The sequence below is a fragment of the Aeromonas sp. FDAARGOS 1415 genome (genome assembly GCF_019048365.1).
In the GTDB taxonomy this organism is placed as follows: domain Bacteria; phylum Pseudomonadota; class Gammaproteobacteria; order Enterobacterales; family Aeromonadaceae; genus Aeromonas; species Aeromonas taiwanensis.
Genome location: NZ_CP077363.1, coordinates 1,705,154 through 1,722,500 on the forward strand (window position 1 = coordinate 1,705,154; position 17,347 = coordinate 1,722,500).

Genomic DNA, 17,347 nt, shown 5'->3' on the forward strand with positions numbered 1-17,347 from the left:
GCCGGAAAAAAGCCAACAAAAAACCCGCCGAAGCGGGTTTTTTCAATTCTTGCAGAGGCCCTTGCCCGTAGAGGGGAAGGTGCTCCGGCTTGAATTACTGCGGAACGACGTTCGCAGCAGCCGGGCCTTTCTGGCCTTGCTCGATGGTGAACTCAACGCGCTGACCTTCTTCCAGGGTTTTGAAACCGTTGGACTGGATGGCGGAGAAGTGAACGAACACGTCTTTGCTGCCGTCAGCCGGGGAGATGAAACCGAAGCCTTTCTCGGCGTTGAAGAATTTTACGGTACCAGTCATTTTGGACATGATAATTTCCTTACAATAGTGATATTGAAACGCCACTCGGGGTGGCAATCCATGATTTTTCGTCAGCAATACGTATGGGGAGCACTAAAGAGGGAAATTATCTGGCAAGAATTATCCGGGACAACTCTATGCACAAATCACTGCTTTAAGATGACTGCCTAACATAATCAGGTCTGAACTACCGAACCATCGAAAACGATTAGAACACGCACACTCCGTCATGGCAATCTTTATCTTGGTATTCTGTTTTCTCTGTACTGGCCACTCCGGCTGGTTATGCTTGTTTTTGTAATGTAAATGGACGATTTGTCTGTCCTGTTGGGGTGAGTGGAGGTAAACACCGAAATGAATGTTTTATATGGTGTTTTCATCCTCAAGCTTTCATGCTGACATTATCGTCTGCCACGGAATTTGTTGCTGACTGAGTCTGCCCAGTTGAAGGTGTCTGGCAACACCTGCTCCCTGGCACGCTCCTTGGCCTTTTCCCGTGCCAGTGCTGAGGCATCCTTTGCTGCCTTGGCGCGATCCGCGGCAATCTTCAGTCGCCCGGCCTCCCGGATCTTGTTGCGCTCCCCGTTGGTCAGGGTGTGATCGGCGTTGGCCTGGGCCTTCTGCACCAGGAGGGCGATCTCGGCCTTCTCGGTCTCGGTCAGATCTTTCATTTCCAGCTTCTTCATGGCGCTATCCTGCGGCAGGTGAATGGCCACCCTAACACACATCCATCAGGGGAACTCGTCTCATCGACTGTCCGATGTGAAAAGTGCCTTCCTTGTCTCATGTGTGGCTGCTGATCCCTGAAGTGTGCCTATTGGAGGCCCTGCCTGGCCTTGCCGCTGTGAGGCTGGATCCCGACGGAAGGTTGGGGGTATGCTGAGGTCAGTGCGATTACTGATCGTCACTGCTAGCGTACTGGTTTTACGATTCGGCTGACATGCTGGAATTTCGTTCCAACTGTCCTGGTAACCTTTTTGGAGTCTGATGATGAGCAACAAAGAACAGCATCACGGCAAAGATGCCAAGAAAAAACCGCAGATGTCACTGAAAGAGAAGCGCGAGGCCAAACGGCAGAAAGCCGACCTGAAAAATGGCAGCGCGATGAAGTAACGCTCCCCTCACTGTTGTTCCTTTGGAGCCAGTATCAAGCCAGTCCGTCATGGGCTGGCTTTTATGTTTCCTGTCGATGAGCTCGCGCCATAGCGGGCAAAGATGCGTTCATAGCGTCCGTCTGCCTTCATCCGGGTGAGCTGCCTGTCGAACCACTGTTGCTGTGTGACGTCCCTGAAGGCGAAGTGGTAGTGGGTAGGAGGGAAGAGGTCGTGTTGCCTGACGCTCTCCGAGGGGTAGCGTTCGCCGCTCTCTGTCTCCCCGAGCAACCGGGCCAGGTAGTAGTAGAAGACCCGCTGCTCCAGGATCACGGCATCGGCGCGGCCCAGCAGCAACCTCTGCACCTGGCCTTCCTGCCTCGCTACCTCCTCATAACGGGGATTGCTGCCGACTATCCCGGCGAACTCCTCCCCCAGGATCTGTTTTGCCCGCTGGAAGGCGCTGACCCGCAAGGTCTGCAGATCCTGCAGGCTGTGCAGTGCCGTCTGATCGAGGGTAAAGACCCGGTTGTGGAAGGTGATCACCCTCTGGGAGAGGTGGGCGTTGTTCAGCATGCCGGGCTTGACGCTGATGATGGCGTCCAGCTTGCCTTCCTCCAGCATCCGGAAAGTTCGCTCCAGGGGGAGATAGACGACCTGCAGGTCATGGCCGCTGTCTGCGAAGGCCTCGCGCACGAGATCCAGCTCGATGCCTCTGTCCTCTTTGCTGATGACATAGGGTGGAATGGCGAAGCTCACCCCCACCCGCAGCGGCTGTGCCATCAGGGGGACGGTGAACATCAGCAGAGTGAGGTACAACAGGCGGCTAAGGTGACTCATTCTGGCTCTCGAAGGTGCGGCTCGCCTCGATGATAGCCGCAAGCGCATGCACACGTGAGGGTAAGATCCGGATAGTCGCAGCACCATGATGACCGTGGCTATGAGTGCGTCAGAAACAGGCAAAAAAAGGCCCTGAATGATCAGGGCCCGATATGCATTAAAAGGGAATATCGTCGTCGAAATCCATCGGCGGTTCGTTGTAGACCGGCGGTGCGGATTGCGGCTGCTGGGCCGGACGGCCGTAGCCACCCTGGGGCTGCATGTTCTGCTGCGGAGCGGCAGGACGTTGCATGTTCTGCTGCGGTGCGGCCTGTTGCGGCTGGCCCCAGTTGCCCTGGGAGGACTGGCCGCCCATGCCCTGACCGGCGCCCTGCGGACGGCCACCCAGCATCTGCATCACACCGGTGAAGCTGTCTACCAGTACCTCGGTGGTGTATCGCTCCTGGCCGCTCTGATCCTGCCACTTGCGGGTCTGCAACTTGCCTTCCACATAGACCTGGGAACCCTTCTTCAGGTATTCGCCAGCGACTTCGGCCAGCTTGCCCATGAAGACGACGCGGTGCCACTCGGTCCGCTCTTTCTGCTCGCCGGTCTGCTTGTCGCGCCAGGTGTCGGAGGTGGCCAGGGTGATGTTAGTCACGGCACCGCCGCTCGGCATGTAGCGCACTTCCGGGTCTTGGCCCAGGTTACCGATCAGAATGACTTTGTTGATGCCTCGACTGGCCATAATCTCTCTTCCACCTTATGTATACCGGCCAGGCCAGATGCCTGGGCCCATTCAATAATGCGTTTGTTTGCAACGAGATGCGCGCCGCGAATGGGCGTCATCTGCATTCAGTGTCCTGGCTGTGCGGGGTTGCCGACAGGAGCGGCATTCAACCGGCTACAGCGTTTGCCCGTCATAGTACCAGTTGGCGGGCATGAGCGCACACCTTCCTGCCTCTGCGGGCGCCAACGCAGACTGAGTAACTTACCCGAGGTCCGGGGAATCCAGCAAGGGGATGACGCAGGAGTGTGCTGCATCAAGGGGGAAGGCTTGCTATGGTGCAGTCAGGCACTAGCTACCCCCCAAATGGGGGGGGGTGCTAGTCATTTGTATTGGCTGGAAAATTGTCGGGCTTCAAAAGGGCCACCGCGACGCCTAATACTTTTTTAATGCTGCAGCCAGAAGGGGGATTGGTACTCTTCTTGCCGAAAAGCCCCGACCGAATGTGCAAGGAAGTTCTCTTGATGACGCCCGAATATCCCCTAGTGCTGATCACCGAAAATAACGCACAAGCCACCAGTTTCCAGCGTCACCTCAGCGAACAGCTCGACCTCCCCATCATGTTGGTGGGTGCGCTGGATGCTCTGCCCGATCCCGCCGTGACTGGCACCCAACCGCTGCTGTTGATCGATCTGGACTACCTCAAGTCGGCGCAGCAGGAGCTGTGGAGCAAGACCATCTGCCAGCGCTTTGGCGATGCCAGCGCCGTGCTGCTCAATGCCCCGACCAGCACGGACAAGGAGCTGCTGTTGATGTGGCCCCACACCAGCGGTCTCTTCTTCCGCCAGGACAGCCTGGACAGGCTGGTCTTCGGCATTCGCAAGGTGTTGCAGGGGGAGTACTGGATCCCGCGCCACCTCTTGTGCGACCTGGTGGATTACTACCGCAAGGGCAACGGGCAACCCCTGCGCCAGCAGACACTGTTGACGGCCCGCGAGCAGGAGATCGTCCGCCATCTGATGACGGGCGCCTCCAACACCGAGATCGCGGACAACCTCTTCGTGAGCGAGCACACCGTCAAATCCCACCTCTACAACGTGTTCAAGAAGCTGAACGTCAAGAACCGGTTGCAGGCGGTGAGCTGGGCCAAGGAGTATCTCTGAGAGGCGGGGCGGGACGAGAAAGACTGTCTATTCATCCAGTAGTCTCTATGCCATACTGACCCGCTCTGGTTCCCGTATCGAGCGCGCAACAAGATGGAAAAAATCGTGATCCGGGGTGCCCGCACCCACAACCTCAAGAACATCAACCTGATCCTGCCCCGTGACAAGCTGATCGTGGTCACCGGCCTCTCCGGTTCGGGCAAATCCTCCCTGGCGTTCGATACCCTCTATGCGGAGGGGCAGCGCCGCTACGTGGAGTCGCTCTCCGCCTACGCCCGCCAGTTCCTCTCCCTGATGGAGAAGCCGGACGTGGACCACATCGAGGGGCTGTCTCCGGCCATCTCCATCGAGCAGAAGTCCACCTCCCACAACCCGCGCTCTACCGTCGGCACCATCACCGAAATTTACGACTACCTGCGTCTGTTGTTCGCCCGTGTTGGCGAGCCGCGCTGTCCGACCCACGCCATTCCGCTCGCCGCCCAGACCATCAGCCAGATGGTGGACCAGGTGCTGGCCCAGCCGGAAGGCGCCAAGCTGATGTTGCTTGCCCCCGTGGTGCGCAACCGCAAGGGGGAGCACACCAAGCTGCTGGAGAACCTGGCCGCCCAGGGCTACATCCGTGCCCGTATCGACGGGGAGGTGTGCGATCTCTCGGATCCCCCCGCGCTGGAGCTGCACAAGAAGCACACCATCGAGGTGGTGGTGGATCGCTTCAAGGTGCGCGAGGATCTGGCCCTGCGTCTGGCCGAGTCGTTCGAGACGGCCCTGACCCTCTCCGGCGGCATCGTGCTGGTGGTGCCCATGGACGGGGAGGAAGGTGTGGAACCCATGACCTTCTCCGCGAACTTCGCCTGCCCGGAGTGCGGCTACTCCATGTCTGAGCTGGAGCCGCGCATCTTCTCCTTCAACAACCCGGCCGGCGCCTGCCCCACCTGCGATGGCCTGGGGGTGCAGCAGTACTTCGACCCTGCCAAGCTGATCCACGATCCGGGCCAGAGCCTGGCCGGCGGCGCCATCCGCGGCTGGGACAAGCGCAGCTTCTATTACTTCCAGATGCTCAAATCCCTGGCCGAACACTACCAGTTCGATCTGGAGGCGCCCTGGGAGGATCTGCCGGCCAAGATCCAGGAGGTGATCCTGCGGGGTTCCGGCCGCACCGAGATCGAATTCCGCTACATGAACGACCGCGGCGACGTGGTGGTGCGCAAGCACCCGTTCGAGGGGATCCTCCACAACATGGAGCGCCGCTACCGGGAGACAGAATCCAACTCGGTGCGCGAAGAGCTGGCCAAGTACATCGCCAACAAGTCCTGTACCAGCTGCGGCGGCAGCCGGCTGCGGGAAGAGGCGCGCCACGTCTTCGTGGACAACCGCAACCTGCCGGCCATCGCCGAGCAGTCCATCGGCGATGCGCTGGCCTTCTTCGAAGGGATGAACCTGACCGGCCAGCGCGCCCAGATCGCCGAGAAGATCCTCAAAGAGATCGTCGAGCGCCTCGGCTTCCTGGTGAACGTGGGTCTCAACTACCTGAGCCTGTCCCGCAGCGCCGAGACCCTCTCCGGCGGCGAGGCGCAGCGGATCCGGCTGGCCAGCCAGATCGGCGCCGGTCTGGTGGGGGTCATGTATGTGCTGGATGAACCTTCTATCGGCCTGCACCAGCGGGACAACGAGCGGCTGCTCAAGACCCTGACTCACCTGCGGGATCTCGGCAACACGGTGATCGTGGTGGAGCACGACGAAGACGCCATTCGCCTCGCCGACCACGTGCTCGACATCGGCCCGGGGGCCGGGGTGCACGGTGGCGCCATCGTCGCCCAGGGCACGCCGGAGGAGATCATCGCGAACCCCGAGTCGCTGACCGGTGACTACCTCTCCGGCCGTAAGCAGATCGCCATCCCGGCCGAGCGCACCCCGCTCACCGGCAAGTGGCTGAAACTGAAAGGGGCGAGCGGCAACAACTTGCGCAACGTCAACCTGGACCTGCCCATCGGGGTGATGACCTGCGTCACCGGCGTCTCCGGCTCCGGCAAGTCGACCCTGATCAATGACACCCTGTTCCGCATTGCCCACCGCGAGCTGAACAAGGCGACCGAGTCCACCCCGGCGCCCTATCGCAGCGTCGAGGGGCTGGAGCACCTGGACAAGGTGGTGGATATCGACCAGAGCCCCATCGGTCGTACGCCACGCTCCAACCCGGCCACCTACACCGGCCTGTTCACCCCGATCCGCGAGCTGCTCTCCGGCACCCAGGAGGCGCGCTCCCGCGGCTACCAGCCGGGCCGCTTCTCCTTCAACGTGAAGGGGGGCCGCTGCGAGGCCTGCCAGGGGGACGGCGTCATCAAGGTGGAGATGCACTTCCTGCCGGACGTCTACGTGCCGTGCGACGTCTGCAAGGGCAAGCGCTACAACCGCGAGACCCTGGAGGTGAAGTACAAGGGCAAGAACATCCACGAGATCCTCGAGATGACGGTGGAAGATGCCCGCGCCTTCTTCGATCCCGTGCCGGCGGTGGCGCGCAAGCTGCAGACCCTGATGGACGTGGGCCTCTCCTATATCCGCCTCGGTCAGTCAGCCACCACCCTGTCGGGGGGCGAGGCGCAGCGGGTCAAGCTGGCGCGCGAGCTCTCCAAGCGGGATACCGGTCAGACCCTCTACATCCTGGACGAGCCGACCACAGGGCTGCACTTCCACGACATCCAGCAGCTGCTCAAGGTACTGCACCAGTTGCGGGACAGGGGCAACACCATCGTCATCATCGAGCACAATCTGGACGTCATCAAAACCGCCGACTGGATCGTCGATCTGGGGCCGGAGGGGGGCGCCGGTGGTGGCCGCATCCTGGTGACCGGTACGCCGGAGGAGATGAGCCGTTGCAAGGAATCCCACACGGCCCGTTTCCTGGCTCCGCTGCTGGGCAAGTAAGGGAAGGTCATGAAAACGAGGGGCTCAGGCCCCTTTTTTCATGGGCAGAGCCTCACCGAAGGGGGCGGCTGTAGCGGAAGGGGAAACAAGCGGGGCGATGTGGTGCCTGTTGGCGAACCCATGCCGCAGGGGAGGCTCAGTGGGTCAGCATCAGGAAGGCGAGGGCAAACAGGAAGCCCAGCAGAATGAACAGAAAGGAGCCTATGCCCCAGATGGCGGCCAGGATGCCGATTATTTTGTCTTTGCGGGTCTGTGGTTTCATAAAAATAAAATTACAGCGTGGCTACATTGCGTTAATAAAATACCCCTGTGGCCATAATTAAACAACAATGAAAAGGAAATATGAAGGTCGTTAAGGTGTATTTGTTTGCTATTTTAAATCGGTTTTAGATGTAAAAATTAACTATATCACCATGTATTTAAATGGTTTTTCTTTGTGTAATGCTGAATTTGTAAACGCCATAAGTTGTTGTGTACATCCATCTATTTCTTGATAACTATTGAGCTAAATCAATAACCGACCATTCACATCCTTTTATAGTTTTCGGGCTTACAACATAGAAAGAAAACAAAAAAGGAATAACGTGATGAAAAAGATCCTTCCTCTGTTAATCGCAGCCGCTTTTGCTTCCCCCGTCGCCATGGCACACCAGGCCGGTGACATCCTGGTCCGCGGGGGCCTGGCCTTCGTCTCTCCCCAGACCAGCAGTGACGACGTCCTGGGGACGGGCGAGCTGGAGATCGACAGCAACATGCAGCTGGGCCTGACCCTCTCCTACATGCTGACGGACAACTGGGGTGTCGAGTTGCTGGCTGCAACCCCCTTCTCCCATTCGGTCTCCACGGCCGGTCTGGGTGAGGTCGCCAAGGTCAAACACCTGCCGCCGACCCTGATGGCGCAGTACTACTTCGGGGATGCCAACAGCAAGGTGCGTCCCTATGTCGGCGCCGGTATCAACTACACCACCTTCTTTGACGAGGAGGGGCGCGGTGCCCTGGCAGGCACCGAGGTGAGCGTCGACTCTTCCTGGGGGATGGCGGGTCAGGTGGGCCTGGACATGGCGATCAACGATCGCTGGTTCGTCAACGCCTCCGCCTGGATCATCGACATCGACACCGATGTGCACACCGCCGTGGGCACCATCGACACCTCCATCGATCCGGTCGCCTTCATGTTCGGTGTTGGCTACCGCTTCTGATGACAAGGTTGGCCGCCACAAGGCCATGACAACCAAGCATGTCTCTTTGGCCCGGCTCTGTTCGGGCCCTTTTCTGTCCAGCTCCGCGCAAGAACTGTGATCCGGTGCGCCATCGCATCACTAAGTGCTCTTCCATTGTCCCGCGCTGCCGATAAGCTCCCCATTCACCCCTTTTCCCAACGAGTGAGGATGTCTCCATGGGTTTATCTATCGTGCAGCGGATCATCGCCGGATTTGTGCTGATGTTGCTGCTTCTGGTGCTGCTCGGCTTCATCAGCATCCTGAAGATCCGGGGGATCAACGAGGGACTGTCCCAGGTCTCGGATCGCGCCACCCCGCTGGTGATCGCGGTTGCCGGTCTCAAGGGCGCATTGCAGGACAGCAACCGCTGGGTGCTGACCTACAGAACCAGCGAGGATGCGACCCAGCTGCCACAGCTGGCCAGTCAGTTCAAGGCGCAGCAGGAACGCTTCCTGGCCCAGAGCAAGGAGATGGCCCGCTTCGATGAAGTGGCCGAGGCGGGCGAGCGGTTCCGTCAGGTCGATGGGGCGACCCGGGAATTCTATGGTCTGGCGGATCAGGTGCTGACCCAGCATGGCCAGTGGGTGGCTGCCCTCGAGCGGCGTCATGAGCTGGAGCTGGCGTTCATCCGGCTGGAGGACACCTATCAGTGGGCCGCCGAACTGCTGTTGCAGCAGACTGCCAGCAAGCGATCCATGCGCAACAAGGCCGAGCTCATCACCTCGGGCATTGCCCGGGATCTGAAGAACATTCGTCGGGCCGACGCCAAGACCGATCTCAACGAGCTGGAGAAGGTGCTCGGCAAGGATATCGAGATGGCTCGCAAGCGGCTGGAGCGGGTGCAGGTGCCTGACGATGTGAGGCAGCGCTTCATCGTCAATCTGGACCGGATGCAGGAGCTGGCGCTCGGCCCCCAGGGGCTGCTCGCCACCATGCGCCACGGCCAGCAACTCGCCGCCTCGCTGCAGGCCCTGAACCAACAGCTCGATACCAGCCTGGTCAACAGCCTGGCGTTGCTGGACGAGATGGGCAAGTCGGCGGGCAGCATCGCCAGCCAGAGCCGGATCGGTGCTGATGGTGCCGTCAGCAGTGCCAGCGTCTGGATCCTGGTGGTCTCCGTCATCTCGGCCGCCGCGGCGCTCATCATCGGCTACACTACGGCCCGCAGCATCCAGCGTCCGTTGCAGCTCATCGACCGGGAGCTGGAACGCATGGCCACGGGTGACATGACGCGGCGCATCGACTACCAGAGCCGCTGCGAATTCGGCAGCCTGGCTCGCTCCATCAATACCCTGGCGGACAAGACGGGGGAACTGCTTGCCCAGATCAATGCCGGTTCCCGCCACCTGGTGGACGAGGCGAGCCGCGCCGCCGAGATCAGCGAAAGGGCCATGTCCCGGGTGCAGGATCAGAAGAGTCAGACCGATCAGGTCGCGGCCGCCATCACCGAGCTGGAAGTCAGTGCCACCGAGGTGGCGCGCTCCACCGATGGCACCAAGCGCGAGGTGGATCTGGCGGACGAGGAGGCCCGTGCCGGACGCAAACAGGTAGCCAGCACGCGCCGGATCACCGAGCAGCTGGCGGGCGCCATGGAAGAGGCGGTCGGCATCACCCACAAGCTGGGGGAATTCAGCGACAACATCGGCAGCATCCTGGACGTGATCCGCAGCATCGCCGAGCAGACCAACCTGCTGGCACTGAATGCGGCCATCGAGGCAGCCCGGGCCGGTGACGCCGGTCGTGGCTTTGCCGTGGTGGCGGACGAGGTGCGGGCGCTGGCCAACCGGACCCAGACCTCGACCGAGGAGATCCAGGCCATGATCGAGAACCTGCAGAATTCCAGCAGGCACGTGGTGGAGGTGATGGCGCGCAGCCAGGAGCAGACCCAGGGATGCGTCGAGCAGACCCGGGTCATGGACGAGGCGCTGCAGTCCATCGCCGAGCGGATGAGCGCCATCAAGGCGATGGCGGATCAGGTGGCCCACGCGGCCCAGGAGCAGATCTCCGTCAGCCAGGGGGTGGCTCGCCACGTGGCCGGGATCGCGGACGTGGCCTACGAGACCGAGCGCGAGGCGCGGGAATCGGCAAGCAGCAGTGAAGTGCTGGCGGATCTGGTCGCCAAGCAGCAGCAATTGATCGCTCATTTCAAGGTGTAGGAGTACTTATGGCTAACAAGTGGATCGGGGCCCTGAGTCTCCTGTTGTGCGGCCAGCTGGTGGCCAGCGAGCTGGTGATCGAGAGCTGGCGAATCGATGACAAGGCCCTGTGGGAGCAGAAGATCATTCCCGCCTTCGAGGCGGCCCACCCGGGCATCCAGGTGAAGTTCAACGGGGTGCAGAACGTCGAGTACATGCCGACCCTCTGGGCCAGCCTGAAGGAGGGCAAGGCGGGGGATCTCATCACCTGCCGTCCGTTCGACGACTCCCTGGCCCTGTTCAAGGCAGGCCACCTGGTGGAGCTGAGCGAGATGGCGGGCATGGAGAACTTCCCGAGCTTCGCCCAGTCGCCCTGGCAGACCGATAGCGGGGCCCAGACCTTCTGTGTGCCCATGGCCTCGGTCATTCATGGTTTCTTCTACAACAAGAAGATTTTCAGCGAGCTGGGGCTGACGGTGCCGCAGACCCGCGACGAATTCTTCGCGACCCTCGACAAGGTGAAGGCGGACGGCCGTTATGTGCCGCTCGCCATGAGCGGCTCCGAGAGCTGGGTCGCCTCCGAGCTCGGCTTCCAGAATATCGGCCCCAACTACTGGAAGGGGGAGGATGGCCGCCTGGCGCTGATTGGAGGGCAGGAGAGGCTCAACAACCCGCAGTACGTCAAGGTGTTCGAGGAGCTGGCCCGCTGGCGCGATTACCTGGGGGAAGGGGGCGAGAGCCGGGACTATGCCACGACCAACGAGCTGTTTACCTCGGGCAAGGCCGCCTTCTATGCCGCCGGCTCCTGGGAGATAGCCCCCTTCACCGGCAAGGTGGACTTTGGTGTGATGCGCCCGCCCGTGGCAAAGCAGGAGGATGGCTGTTTCTTCGCCGATCACACGGACATCGGCATGGGGATGAACCCGGCCAGCAAGAACAAGGAGGCGGCCATGGCCTTCCTGCAGTGGCTGACCACGGCCCAGTTTGCCGAGCTCTATACCAACTCGCTGCCGGGCTTCTTCTCTCTCTCCAACCACTTCTTCGAGGCCACCAATCCGGCGGCAAAGGAGATGATGGAGTGGCGGGATCAGTGCGACTCCACCATCCGGGTCGCCACCCAGATCCTCTCCCGCGGGACCCCCAAGCTCGGGGACGAGCTGGCCGAGGTGAGCCAGCAGGTGCTGCTTGGCAAGACGATGCCCCAGGCCGCTGCGGATCGTCTGGATCAGGGGTTGAAGGGCTGGTATGCCCCCCATCAGGGTAATCCGGAGAAGGGGGGCGAGTGCCAGTGCAATGCAGCGGCGCCCGTGACCACGCCTGTCTCTGCGGCCTTGGCGACCCTGCCTGTCGTGGCCGGGTCAGCGGCTTCGTCGGCATCGGCAACGGTCGGTTCCTCCTCTGCTGCCCCCCTGCCCGCCGCGGAGGTGGAGCAGGCCCTCGCGAGCGAGCTGGATGGCGCGCAGCCGTGATCTTGAGTGCCATGAAAAAAACGGGAGGCTGCGGCCTCCCGTTTTTATTGTTGTCCGTCGCCAGTTTGTCCGGGTGAGTGGGGCCAGCGGCACAGACTGCCGATGCGTGCCACCGGGGTGAAGCCGAGGGCGCGATAGACCCGCTGGGCGTGGTAGTGCTCGTCGGCCACTATGATGAGCCGCTTGGCTCGCTCGAAGCCCTGGCGAACCACCTGGCTCAGCAGTTGGCGACAGAATCCCAGGTTGCGCCACTCCCTGTGGGTACGCACCAGCTGGAAGCGCCCCATGCTGCCGGTGAAGAAGAGGCCGCAGCTGGCGACCAGGTTTCCCTGATGCCAGAGTCCCCACCACTGCCCCAGTCCGTCGGCGATCATCGCCTCATAGAGATGGCGGCGTGACTGCAGATAGGGCAGGTAGCTCTCCTCCGAGTGGGCGGGATCCCGCTCTGCCAGCTCGAAGGCGAGCCACTCATCCCAGTCGTCGGCGGTGAAGGGGCGGGCCTGTGGCAACGCATTCCGGCTCGGAGCTTGTTCGCCGCCAGCCTCCAGGGCCAGCACCACGCACTCCATGTACTGGTATCCCGCCGCCACGAACCCGGCGACCCGGCTGTTCTGTCCCTCGCCCAGGGGCCACTGGAAGGTACGGTGGCGGATCCGGGGATCCTGACCGATCAGGCTGTCGAAGCTGGACTCTAGCCAGCCCTTGTCATGATCGCTGGGGGGCGTGGGGAGCAGCAGGTAGTTGCCAAAGTAATAGTCGGGGGCGTTCGGAGTGCGCACGGCCCAGAAGGTGCCATGGTGCGTCACCTCGCCCTGGTAGCGGTCGAACAGCAGATCGGTGGCAAAACCGGGGTGATCTTCCATGATGAGGCTCCTGCACATACTTGAATGGCTTATCGGCAGGTCGGGAGAGAAGTTAAAAAAGGCCGGGAGACCCGGCCAAACAATCACACGCAGATTCAGAACGTCCAGGACGATCCGCCCGCATCATAGCGTGCCTGAGGGCAATTTGGGATGGGCTCGGTCATGACTTAGGTTGAATTGCAAAATAAAAAAATCGTATATCCCCCTTGTCCACGAGAAATCGGTGTTGACTTTGCGTCATTTTCTCATAAAGATAGAAAGACGTTTAGACGTCCAAACATCCGTTTCGACGTAGAAGAATGGATTGCAGGACAGGGAGAGAGCAGATGGGATTTCACAGCGCGCGTCAGGTTGAGGCACTCAACCAGAGTCTGGCGGATCTGGGTGGCGACATATCGGTCAGTTTCGAGTTTTTTCCGCCCAACAGCGAAGGGATGGAGAACACCCTCTGGCAATCCATCGAGCGCCTGCAGGTGCTGGAACCCAAGTTTGTCTCCGTGACCTATGGCGCCAACTCGGGCACCCGGGATCGCACTCACAAGGTGATCAAGGACATCAAGGAGCGCACCGGCCTCATCGCCGCCCCGCACCTGACCTGTATCGATGCCAGCCGCGACGAGCTGCGTACCATTGCCCGTGACTACTGGAACAGCGGCATTCGCCATATCGTCGCACTGCGCGGGGATCTGCCTCCCGGACTCGACAAGCCGGACATGTACGCCACCGACCTGGTCGCCCTGCTCAAGTCCGAGGCCGACTTCGACATCTCCGTGGCCGCCTATCCGGAGGGGCACCCCGAGGCCCGGAGTGCGCAGTCCGACCTGCTCAACCTCAAGCGCAAGATAGACGCGGGCGCCAACCGTGCCATCACCCAGTTCTTCTTTGACGTGGAGACCTACCTGCGCTTTCGTGATCGCTGCGCCGCCATCGGCATCGATGCCGAGATCGTGCCGGGGATCCTGCCGGTCTCCAACTACCAGACCCTGGCCAAGTTTGCCGGCTTCACCAACGTGAAGATCCCGCGCTGGATGCATCAGCGTTTCGAGGGGCTGGAACACGATCAGATGACGCGGAACATGGTGGGGGCCAGCATCGCCATCGATCAGGTGCGGGTGCTGAGCCAGGAAGGGGTGAAGGATTTCCACTTCTATACCCTGAACCGCTCCGAGCTGACCTACGCCATCTGCCACACCCTGGGTGTGAGGCCGAAAGGCCAGGCCTGATCCCGCGAGCCCGGATACAGAAAAGCCAATGAGTCTCCTCATTGGCTTTTTGTTTTGGATGGGGGTCAGGGCCGGGTTGGCTGAATCTCTTTGGGCTCCAGATCGATGACGGTATTGCCGGCGGCACCCGGGTACTGGTGATAGCTCTGATCCTGCTCCAGGGTGTAGAAGGTGTCGAGGTAGTCGTCGTTGTTGGTCATCCAGGAGTCGGGCAGCGCCTTGACGATGCGCCCCCCGAGATCGAGGAAGGGCAGGGCCTCGGGCACCCCTCCCGCAGTGAAGCCGAGCTTGAGCGCGTCGATCAGCAGGGCACTCAGCTCCTTGTAGTTGACGTTGTCGTCCTGCTCCATCATCACCACGTCGACGGCGCCCCAGCGATAGCGGTCCCAGTACACCAGGATCTGGTTGGGGGTATAGTCGGTGTTGTCATAGTCGAGGTAGGGCATGTCGACGATGTCCACCACGGGCTCGTCTCTGCCGGGGTTGACCCCGGCGACCACCGCATAGACCTCGGCAGCGCCAAGCAGCCAGGGCTCCTGATCATCCCTTAGCCTTATCTTCTTCAACACGCAGGTCTTGAGGGGCGCGGTGACGCTGGCAGCGCGGGGGGCCACCTGCATGTCGGCCTCGGCTAGCGCCTTTCGCATCACCTTGAGGCCGGCGTTCTTGGCCTTGATCGGGTCGGCTTCGACGACCAGCACGGGTCGTGCCGGCGCTTGGTTCACGTCGAGATAGACAGGGTTGCCGGCCACATCGAAGGCTTCGATGGCGCTCCAGCTCTTCTCGTCTCCACTTGGCACATAGGCAACCAGGGGTTCTGCTCCCTGCTTGAGCGCATTCGCCTGCTCGGGATTGGCCAGCCGCAACTGCATCAGCTGTTTGACTTCTCCCTCCAGGCCCTGCCGGCTGATGGCGGCCTGGTTGGCATCCGTGGCCTGCCGCTTGAGTCGTGGACTCGCCTTTTGCAGCAAGTCGGGCAGCGGGCTCTGGTAGCCCTGGTTGGTGAGCAGGGGCAACAGGTTCTTCTGTTGCAATGCGATCTGGCGAGCCAGATCGCGGTCCGTATCGGCTGCGTGGGCAGTGGTGCCCAGCAAGGCCATTAACAGGATGACAGCCTGATTCCTCATTATTCTCGTTCTCCGATATTGAGTCTGACAGAGGCGCCGATTGGGAAGAATCTGCGCCTCTTTCTCACTAGAGGGGAACAAGGTTCATATGTGAACATCCTTGCCAGAATTATGTGCTGAGTCTCACTCGGGTTTCACCATATGGGCAGGTCAGACGCGGAGTCGGTTGACTTGGTGCAGCATCACGCCGACCAACAAACCCCAGCAGGCGGATCCGAGCCCGAGCAGGCTGATCCCGGAGGCGGTGATGATGAAGGTCAGCAAGGCGGCCTCCCGCTCCCCATCCTGTTGCAAGGCACTGTGCAGGCTGCTGCCTATGGTACCGAGCAGCGCCAGTCCGGCCACGCAGGTCACCAGAGTGGTGGGAAATGCGCTGAGCAAGGCGACCACGGTCGCCCCGAAACAGCCGGTGATCAGATAGAAGCCCCCGGCCCAGACTGCGGCCGGCCAGCGGCGAGTGGCATCGGGATCCACCTCCTTGCCCATGCAGATCGCCGCCGTGATGGCCGCCAGGTTGAAGGCATAACCGCCGAACGGTGCCAGCAACAGGCCGGTCAGTCCGGTCCAGGTGATCAGGGAGGAGGTGGACGGTTGATAGCCGTGAGCACGCAGGATGGCGATGCCGGGCATGTTCTGGGATGTCATGGTGACGAGGAACAGCGGCAGGGCAATGCCCAGCAGGGCGTCTAAGGAAAAGGCTGGCGAGATCCACACCGGACTGGAGAGCTGCCAATGCACCTCACTCAGCTGCAACTCACCCCTCAGGGTGCATAGCAGCATGCCGGTGGCCAGCACCAGCACCATGGTGTAGCGGGGCCAGAGATGGCGGCCGAGCAGAAAGGCCAGCAGCAGGGCACCAAGCAGCAGAGGATCCTGGGGGGCCACCTTGAAGAGATCCAGCCCGAACCGGAGCAAGACACCGGCCAGCATGGCGGCAGCAAGGGGGGCGGGAATGTGACGCATCAACTTGTCGAACCAGCCGCTGATGCCGCAGAGGGTGATCAGCAGCGAAGAGACGATAAAGGCGCCGATGGCCTCCGCCAGACTGAAGTTGCCCAGGCTGGTGATGAGCAGCGCGGCGCCCGGGGTGGACCAGGCCGTCAGCACCGGGATGCGATAGTAGAGGGAGAGACCGATGCAGCTTACTCCCATGCCGATCCCGAGTGTCCATAACCAGGAGGAGACCTGGGCGACATCGGCGCCGGCGGCTGCGGCGGCCTGGATGATCAACACAACCGAGCTGGTATAACCCACCAGAACGGCGATGAGGCCTGCGACCAAGTGGGGGAGGGCAAAGGGCATGATGACGTCCTTGTGAATACTGATAGTGTGTGCGTTATTGCGTACAATGTCGTCTCGACTATAGCGATGTGCGCTATAGCGCACAATATGGCATATGTAAAAACCGGAGAGCAGATGCAGGAGATGAGTCGCTATCTGGCCCAGCGATTGAAAGGGCTGCGTGCCGAGAGGGGATGGAGTTTGGATGCGGCCGCCCGGGAGACCGGGGTGAGCAAGGCCATGCTGGGGCAGATCGAGCGGGGGGAGTCCAGCCCGACGGTGGCGACCCTGTGGAAGATTGCCACCGGTTTTCGGGTATCCTTCTCCAGCTTCATCGAGCCGCCCCCGGAGGTGCAGGGGGAAACGCTCTATCGTATCGCCGATGATATCCGCCAGCAGCCTGCGGGAGAGGGGATGCAGGTCGCCCCGTTGTTTCCCTATGAGGGGCGCTTTGGCTTCGAGCTGTTCGAGCTGACCCTGCTGCCCGGCTACCAGAGGGAGTCAGAACCCCATGAGTCCGGGGTGACCGAGCATGTCATCGTCATCAGCGGCGTGATGGAGGTACTGGTGGACGGGGAGTGGCGTTCCCTCGATCAGGGGGAGGCCGTGCGCTTTGCCGCCGATCGCCCCCATGGCTACCGCAATCTGGGAATCGCTCCCGCCATCTTCCATAACCTGATCCACTATCCTGCCATGCCGATGCTATGACTAGCCGGGGCGGCCATCCGCCCTGGGACTGGTCAGTATGGGGGTATAGACCCAGACAAAGAGACCGTAGGCGGCAATCCAGCTCCAGCCGCTCAGGTTCCATCCCGCCAGCGACAGACCAGGCCAGAAGAGCGGAAGGAAGACCCGAACGATCGCTGACAGGACGATGAGCGCAAATGCCGCCGTGATCCTGCGCCCGACCTGTAGGGCTCTGCCGCTGTGGCCGAGGGAGACTCTGGCGATCATCCCGAGGATCATGGTGCCCATGCAGCCTGCGCTGAGCAGGTGGCTGGCCAGGGACAGG

The 17,347-nt window shown here is 61.3% G+C and carries 17 protein-coding genes (1 of these 17 only partly in view); 8 read left to right on the top strand and 9 right to left on the bottom strand.

All coding sequences use genetic code 11. The features are described 5' to 3' along the window. Positions 1-94 precede the first annotated feature (94 nt). Entirely contained in the window at positions 95-304 is a 210-nt protein-coding gene (locus I6L45_RS08095) for a cold shock domain-containing protein (RefSeq protein WP_010675897.1), read from the bottom strand. A gap of 392 nt (positions 305-696) precedes the next feature. Continuing rightward, positions 697-981 (bottom strand): DUF3811 domain-containing protein, encoded by a 285-nt coding sequence (gene yjbD, locus I6L45_RS08100; RefSeq protein ID WP_043762593.1) that lies wholly within the window; start codon positions 979-981, stop codon positions 697-699. A gap of 304 nt (positions 982-1,285) precedes the next feature. Here yjbD and I6L45_RS20130 point away from each other — a divergent pair, with 304 nt between their 5' ends. Then, the gene (locus tag I6L45_RS20130) at positions 1,286-1,408 is read left to right on the top strand and encodes a hypothetical protein (protein ID WP_081843838.1); all 123 of its coding nucleotides are present in this window, start codon (positions 1,286-1,288) and stop codon (positions 1,406-1,408) included. Positions 1,409-1,455: 47 nt separating this feature from the next. On the opposite strand, the gene I6L45_RS08105 is transcribed toward I6L45_RS20130, so the two are convergent. Continuing rightward, positions 1,456-2,226 carry an ABC transporter substrate-binding protein gene (locus tag I6L45_RS08105; RefSeq protein ID WP_216983916.1) on the bottom strand — a complete coding sequence of 257 codons (771 nt, stop codon included), beginning with the start codon at positions 2,224-2,226 and terminating at the stop codon, positions 1,456-1,458. Positions 2,227-2,383: 157 nt separating this feature from the next. Beyond that, positions 2,384-2,953 (bottom strand): single-stranded DNA-binding protein, encoded by a 570-nt coding sequence (locus tag I6L45_RS08110; protein ID WP_043808882.1) that lies wholly within the window; start codon positions 2,951-2,953, stop codon positions 2,384-2,386. Positions 2,954-3,456: 503 nt separating this feature from the next. On the opposite strand from I6L45_RS08110, the gene I6L45_RS08115 reads away from it, so the two are divergent. After that, complete coding sequence (locus tag I6L45_RS08115) at positions 3,457-4,095, top strand: LuxR C-terminal-related transcriptional regulator (RefSeq protein ID WP_081843839.1); 639 nt, start codon at positions 3,457-3,459, stop codon at positions 4,093-4,095. Positions 4,096-4,188: 93 nt separating this feature from the next. Then, positions 4,189-7,017, top strand: coding sequence for an excinuclease ABC subunit UvrA (gene uvrA / locus I6L45_RS08120; protein ID WP_216983917.1), 2,829 nt, complete (start codon positions 4,189-4,191; stop codon positions 7,015-7,017). Positions 7,018-7,153: 136 nt separating this feature from the next. Here uvrA and I6L45_RS20135 read toward each other — a convergent pair whose 3' ends face one another. Then, the gene (locus I6L45_RS20135; RefSeq protein ID WP_268749070.1) at positions 7,154-7,279 is read right to left on the bottom strand and encodes a hypothetical protein; all 126 of its coding nucleotides are present in this window, start codon (positions 7,277-7,279) and stop codon (positions 7,154-7,156) included. A 325-nt stretch (positions 7,280-7,604) separates the two neighbouring features. Between I6L45_RS20135 and I6L45_RS08125 the strand changes: the two genes are divergently transcribed. From I6L45_RS08125 to I6L45_RS08135, 3 genes are all read left to right on the top strand, one after another. Further along, a complete protein-coding gene (locus tag I6L45_RS08125; protein ID WP_043762606.1) occupies positions 7,605-8,216 on the top strand; it encodes an OmpW family outer membrane protein in 612 nt (203 codons plus the stop codon). Between the two features lie 197 nt (positions 8,217-8,413). Next, the gene (locus I6L45_RS08130) at positions 8,414-10,393 is read left to right on the top strand and encodes a methyl-accepting chemotaxis protein (protein ID WP_216983918.1); all 1,980 of its coding nucleotides are present in this window, start codon (positions 8,414-8,416) and stop codon (positions 10,391-10,393) included. Between the two features lie 8 nt (positions 10,394-10,401). Next, positions 10,402-11,841 carry an ABC transporter substrate-binding protein gene (locus tag I6L45_RS08135; protein ID WP_216983919.1) on the top strand — a complete coding sequence of 480 codons (1,440 nt, stop codon included), beginning with the start codon at positions 10,402-10,404 and terminating at the stop codon, positions 11,839-11,841. A 44-nt stretch (positions 11,842-11,885) separates the two neighbouring features. On the opposite strand, the gene I6L45_RS08140 is transcribed toward I6L45_RS08135, so the two are convergent. Next, the gene (locus I6L45_RS08140) at positions 11,886-12,704 is read right to left on the bottom strand and encodes a GNAT family N-acetyltransferase (RefSeq protein ID WP_216983920.1); all 819 of its coding nucleotides are present in this window, start codon (positions 12,702-12,704) and stop codon (positions 11,886-11,888) included. A 326-nt stretch (positions 12,705-13,030) separates the two neighbouring features. On the opposite strand from I6L45_RS08140, the gene metF reads away from it, so the two are divergent. Continuing rightward, positions 13,031-13,927: a methylenetetrahydrofolate reductase gene (gene metF / locus I6L45_RS08145; RefSeq protein WP_043808879.1), complete on the top strand. Its 897-nt coding sequence runs from the start codon at positions 13,031-13,033 to the stop codon at positions 13,925-13,927. Positions 13,928-13,992: 65 nt separating this feature from the next. On the opposite strand, the gene I6L45_RS08150 is transcribed toward metF, so the two are convergent. Beyond that, positions 13,993-15,054, bottom strand: a complete 1,062-nt coding sequence (locus I6L45_RS08150; protein ID WP_216983921.1) for a DUF3103 family protein — start codon at positions 15,052-15,054, stop codon at positions 13,993-13,995. Positions 15,055-15,204: 150 nt separating this feature from the next. After that, positions 15,205-16,356, bottom strand: a complete 1,152-nt coding sequence (locus I6L45_RS08155; protein ID WP_254204380.1) for a benzoate/H(+) symporter BenE family transporter — start codon at positions 16,354-16,356, stop codon at positions 15,205-15,207. 114 nt (positions 16,357-16,470) lie between these two features. Between I6L45_RS08155 and I6L45_RS08160 the strand changes: the two genes are divergently transcribed. Beyond that, positions 16,471-17,043: a helix-turn-helix domain-containing protein gene (locus tag I6L45_RS08160; protein WP_216983922.1), complete on the top strand. Its 573-nt coding sequence runs from the start codon at positions 16,471-16,473 to the stop codon at positions 17,041-17,043. Here the strand turns inward: I6L45_RS08160 and I6L45_RS08165 are convergent, their stop codons facing one another. Then, positions 17,044-17,347, bottom strand: the end of a protein-coding gene (locus I6L45_RS08165) for an NnrS family protein (protein WP_216983923.1). 893 nt of this gene lie beyond the right edge of the window; 304 of the gene's 1,197 nt are visible here — the last part of the coding sequence; the start codon falls outside the window, past its right edge; the stop codon is at positions 17,044-17,046.

Coding starts and splice junctions, on each gene's coding strand:
- I6L45_RS08095 (WP_010675897.1), bottom strand. CDS start 304: ATGTCCAAAATGACTGGTACCGTAAAATTCTTCAACGCCGAGAAAGGC.
- yjbD (WP_043762593.1), bottom strand. CDS start 981: ATGAAGAAGCTGGAAATGAAAGATCTGACCGAGACCGAGAAGGCCGAG.
- I6L45_RS20130 (WP_081843838.1), top strand. CDS start 1,286: ATGAGCAACAAAGAACAGCATCACGGCAAAGATGCCAAGAAAAAACCG.
- I6L45_RS08105 (WP_216983916.1), bottom strand. CDS start 2,226: ATGAGTCACCTTAGCCGCCTGTTGTACCTCACTCTGCTGATGTTCACC.
- I6L45_RS08110 (WP_043808882.1), bottom strand. CDS start 2,953: ATGGCCAGTCGAGGCATCAACAAAGTCATTCTGATCGGTAACCTGGGC.
- I6L45_RS08115 (WP_081843839.1), top strand. CDS start 3,457: ATGACGCCCGAATATCCCCTAGTGCTGATCACCGAAAATAACGCACAA.
- uvrA (WP_216983917.1), top strand. CDS start 4,189: ATGGAAAAAATCGTGATCCGGGGTGCCCGCACCCACAACCTCAAGAAC.
- I6L45_RS20135 (WP_268749070.1), bottom strand. CDS start 7,279: ATGAAACCACAGACCCGCAAAGACAAAATAATCGGCATCCTGGCCGCC.
- I6L45_RS08125 (WP_043762606.1), top strand. CDS start 7,605: ATGAAAAAGATCCTTCCTCTGTTAATCGCAGCCGCTTTTGCTTCCCCC.
- I6L45_RS08130 (WP_216983918.1), top strand. CDS start 8,414: ATGGGTTTATCTATCGTGCAGCGGATCATCGCCGGATTTGTGCTGATG.
- I6L45_RS08135 (WP_216983919.1), top strand. CDS start 10,402: ATGGCTAACAAGTGGATCGGGGCCCTGAGTCTCCTGTTGTGCGGCCAG.
- I6L45_RS08140 (WP_216983920.1), bottom strand. CDS start 12,704: ATGGAAGATCACCCCGGTTTTGCCACCGATCTGCTGTTCGACCGCTAC.
- metF (WP_043808879.1), top strand. CDS start 13,031: ATGGGATTTCACAGCGCGCGTCAGGTTGAGGCACTCAACCAGAGTCTG.
- I6L45_RS08150 (WP_216983921.1), bottom strand. CDS start 15,054: ATGAGGAATCAGGCTGTCATCCTGTTAATGGCCTTGCTGGGCACCACT.
- I6L45_RS08155 (WP_254204380.1), bottom strand. CDS start 16,356: ATGCCCTTTGCCCTCCCCCACTTGGTCGCAGGCCTCATCGCCGTTCTG.
- I6L45_RS08160 (WP_216983922.1), top strand. CDS start 16,471: ATGCAGGAGATGAGTCGCTATCTGGCCCAGCGATTGAAAGGGCTGCGT.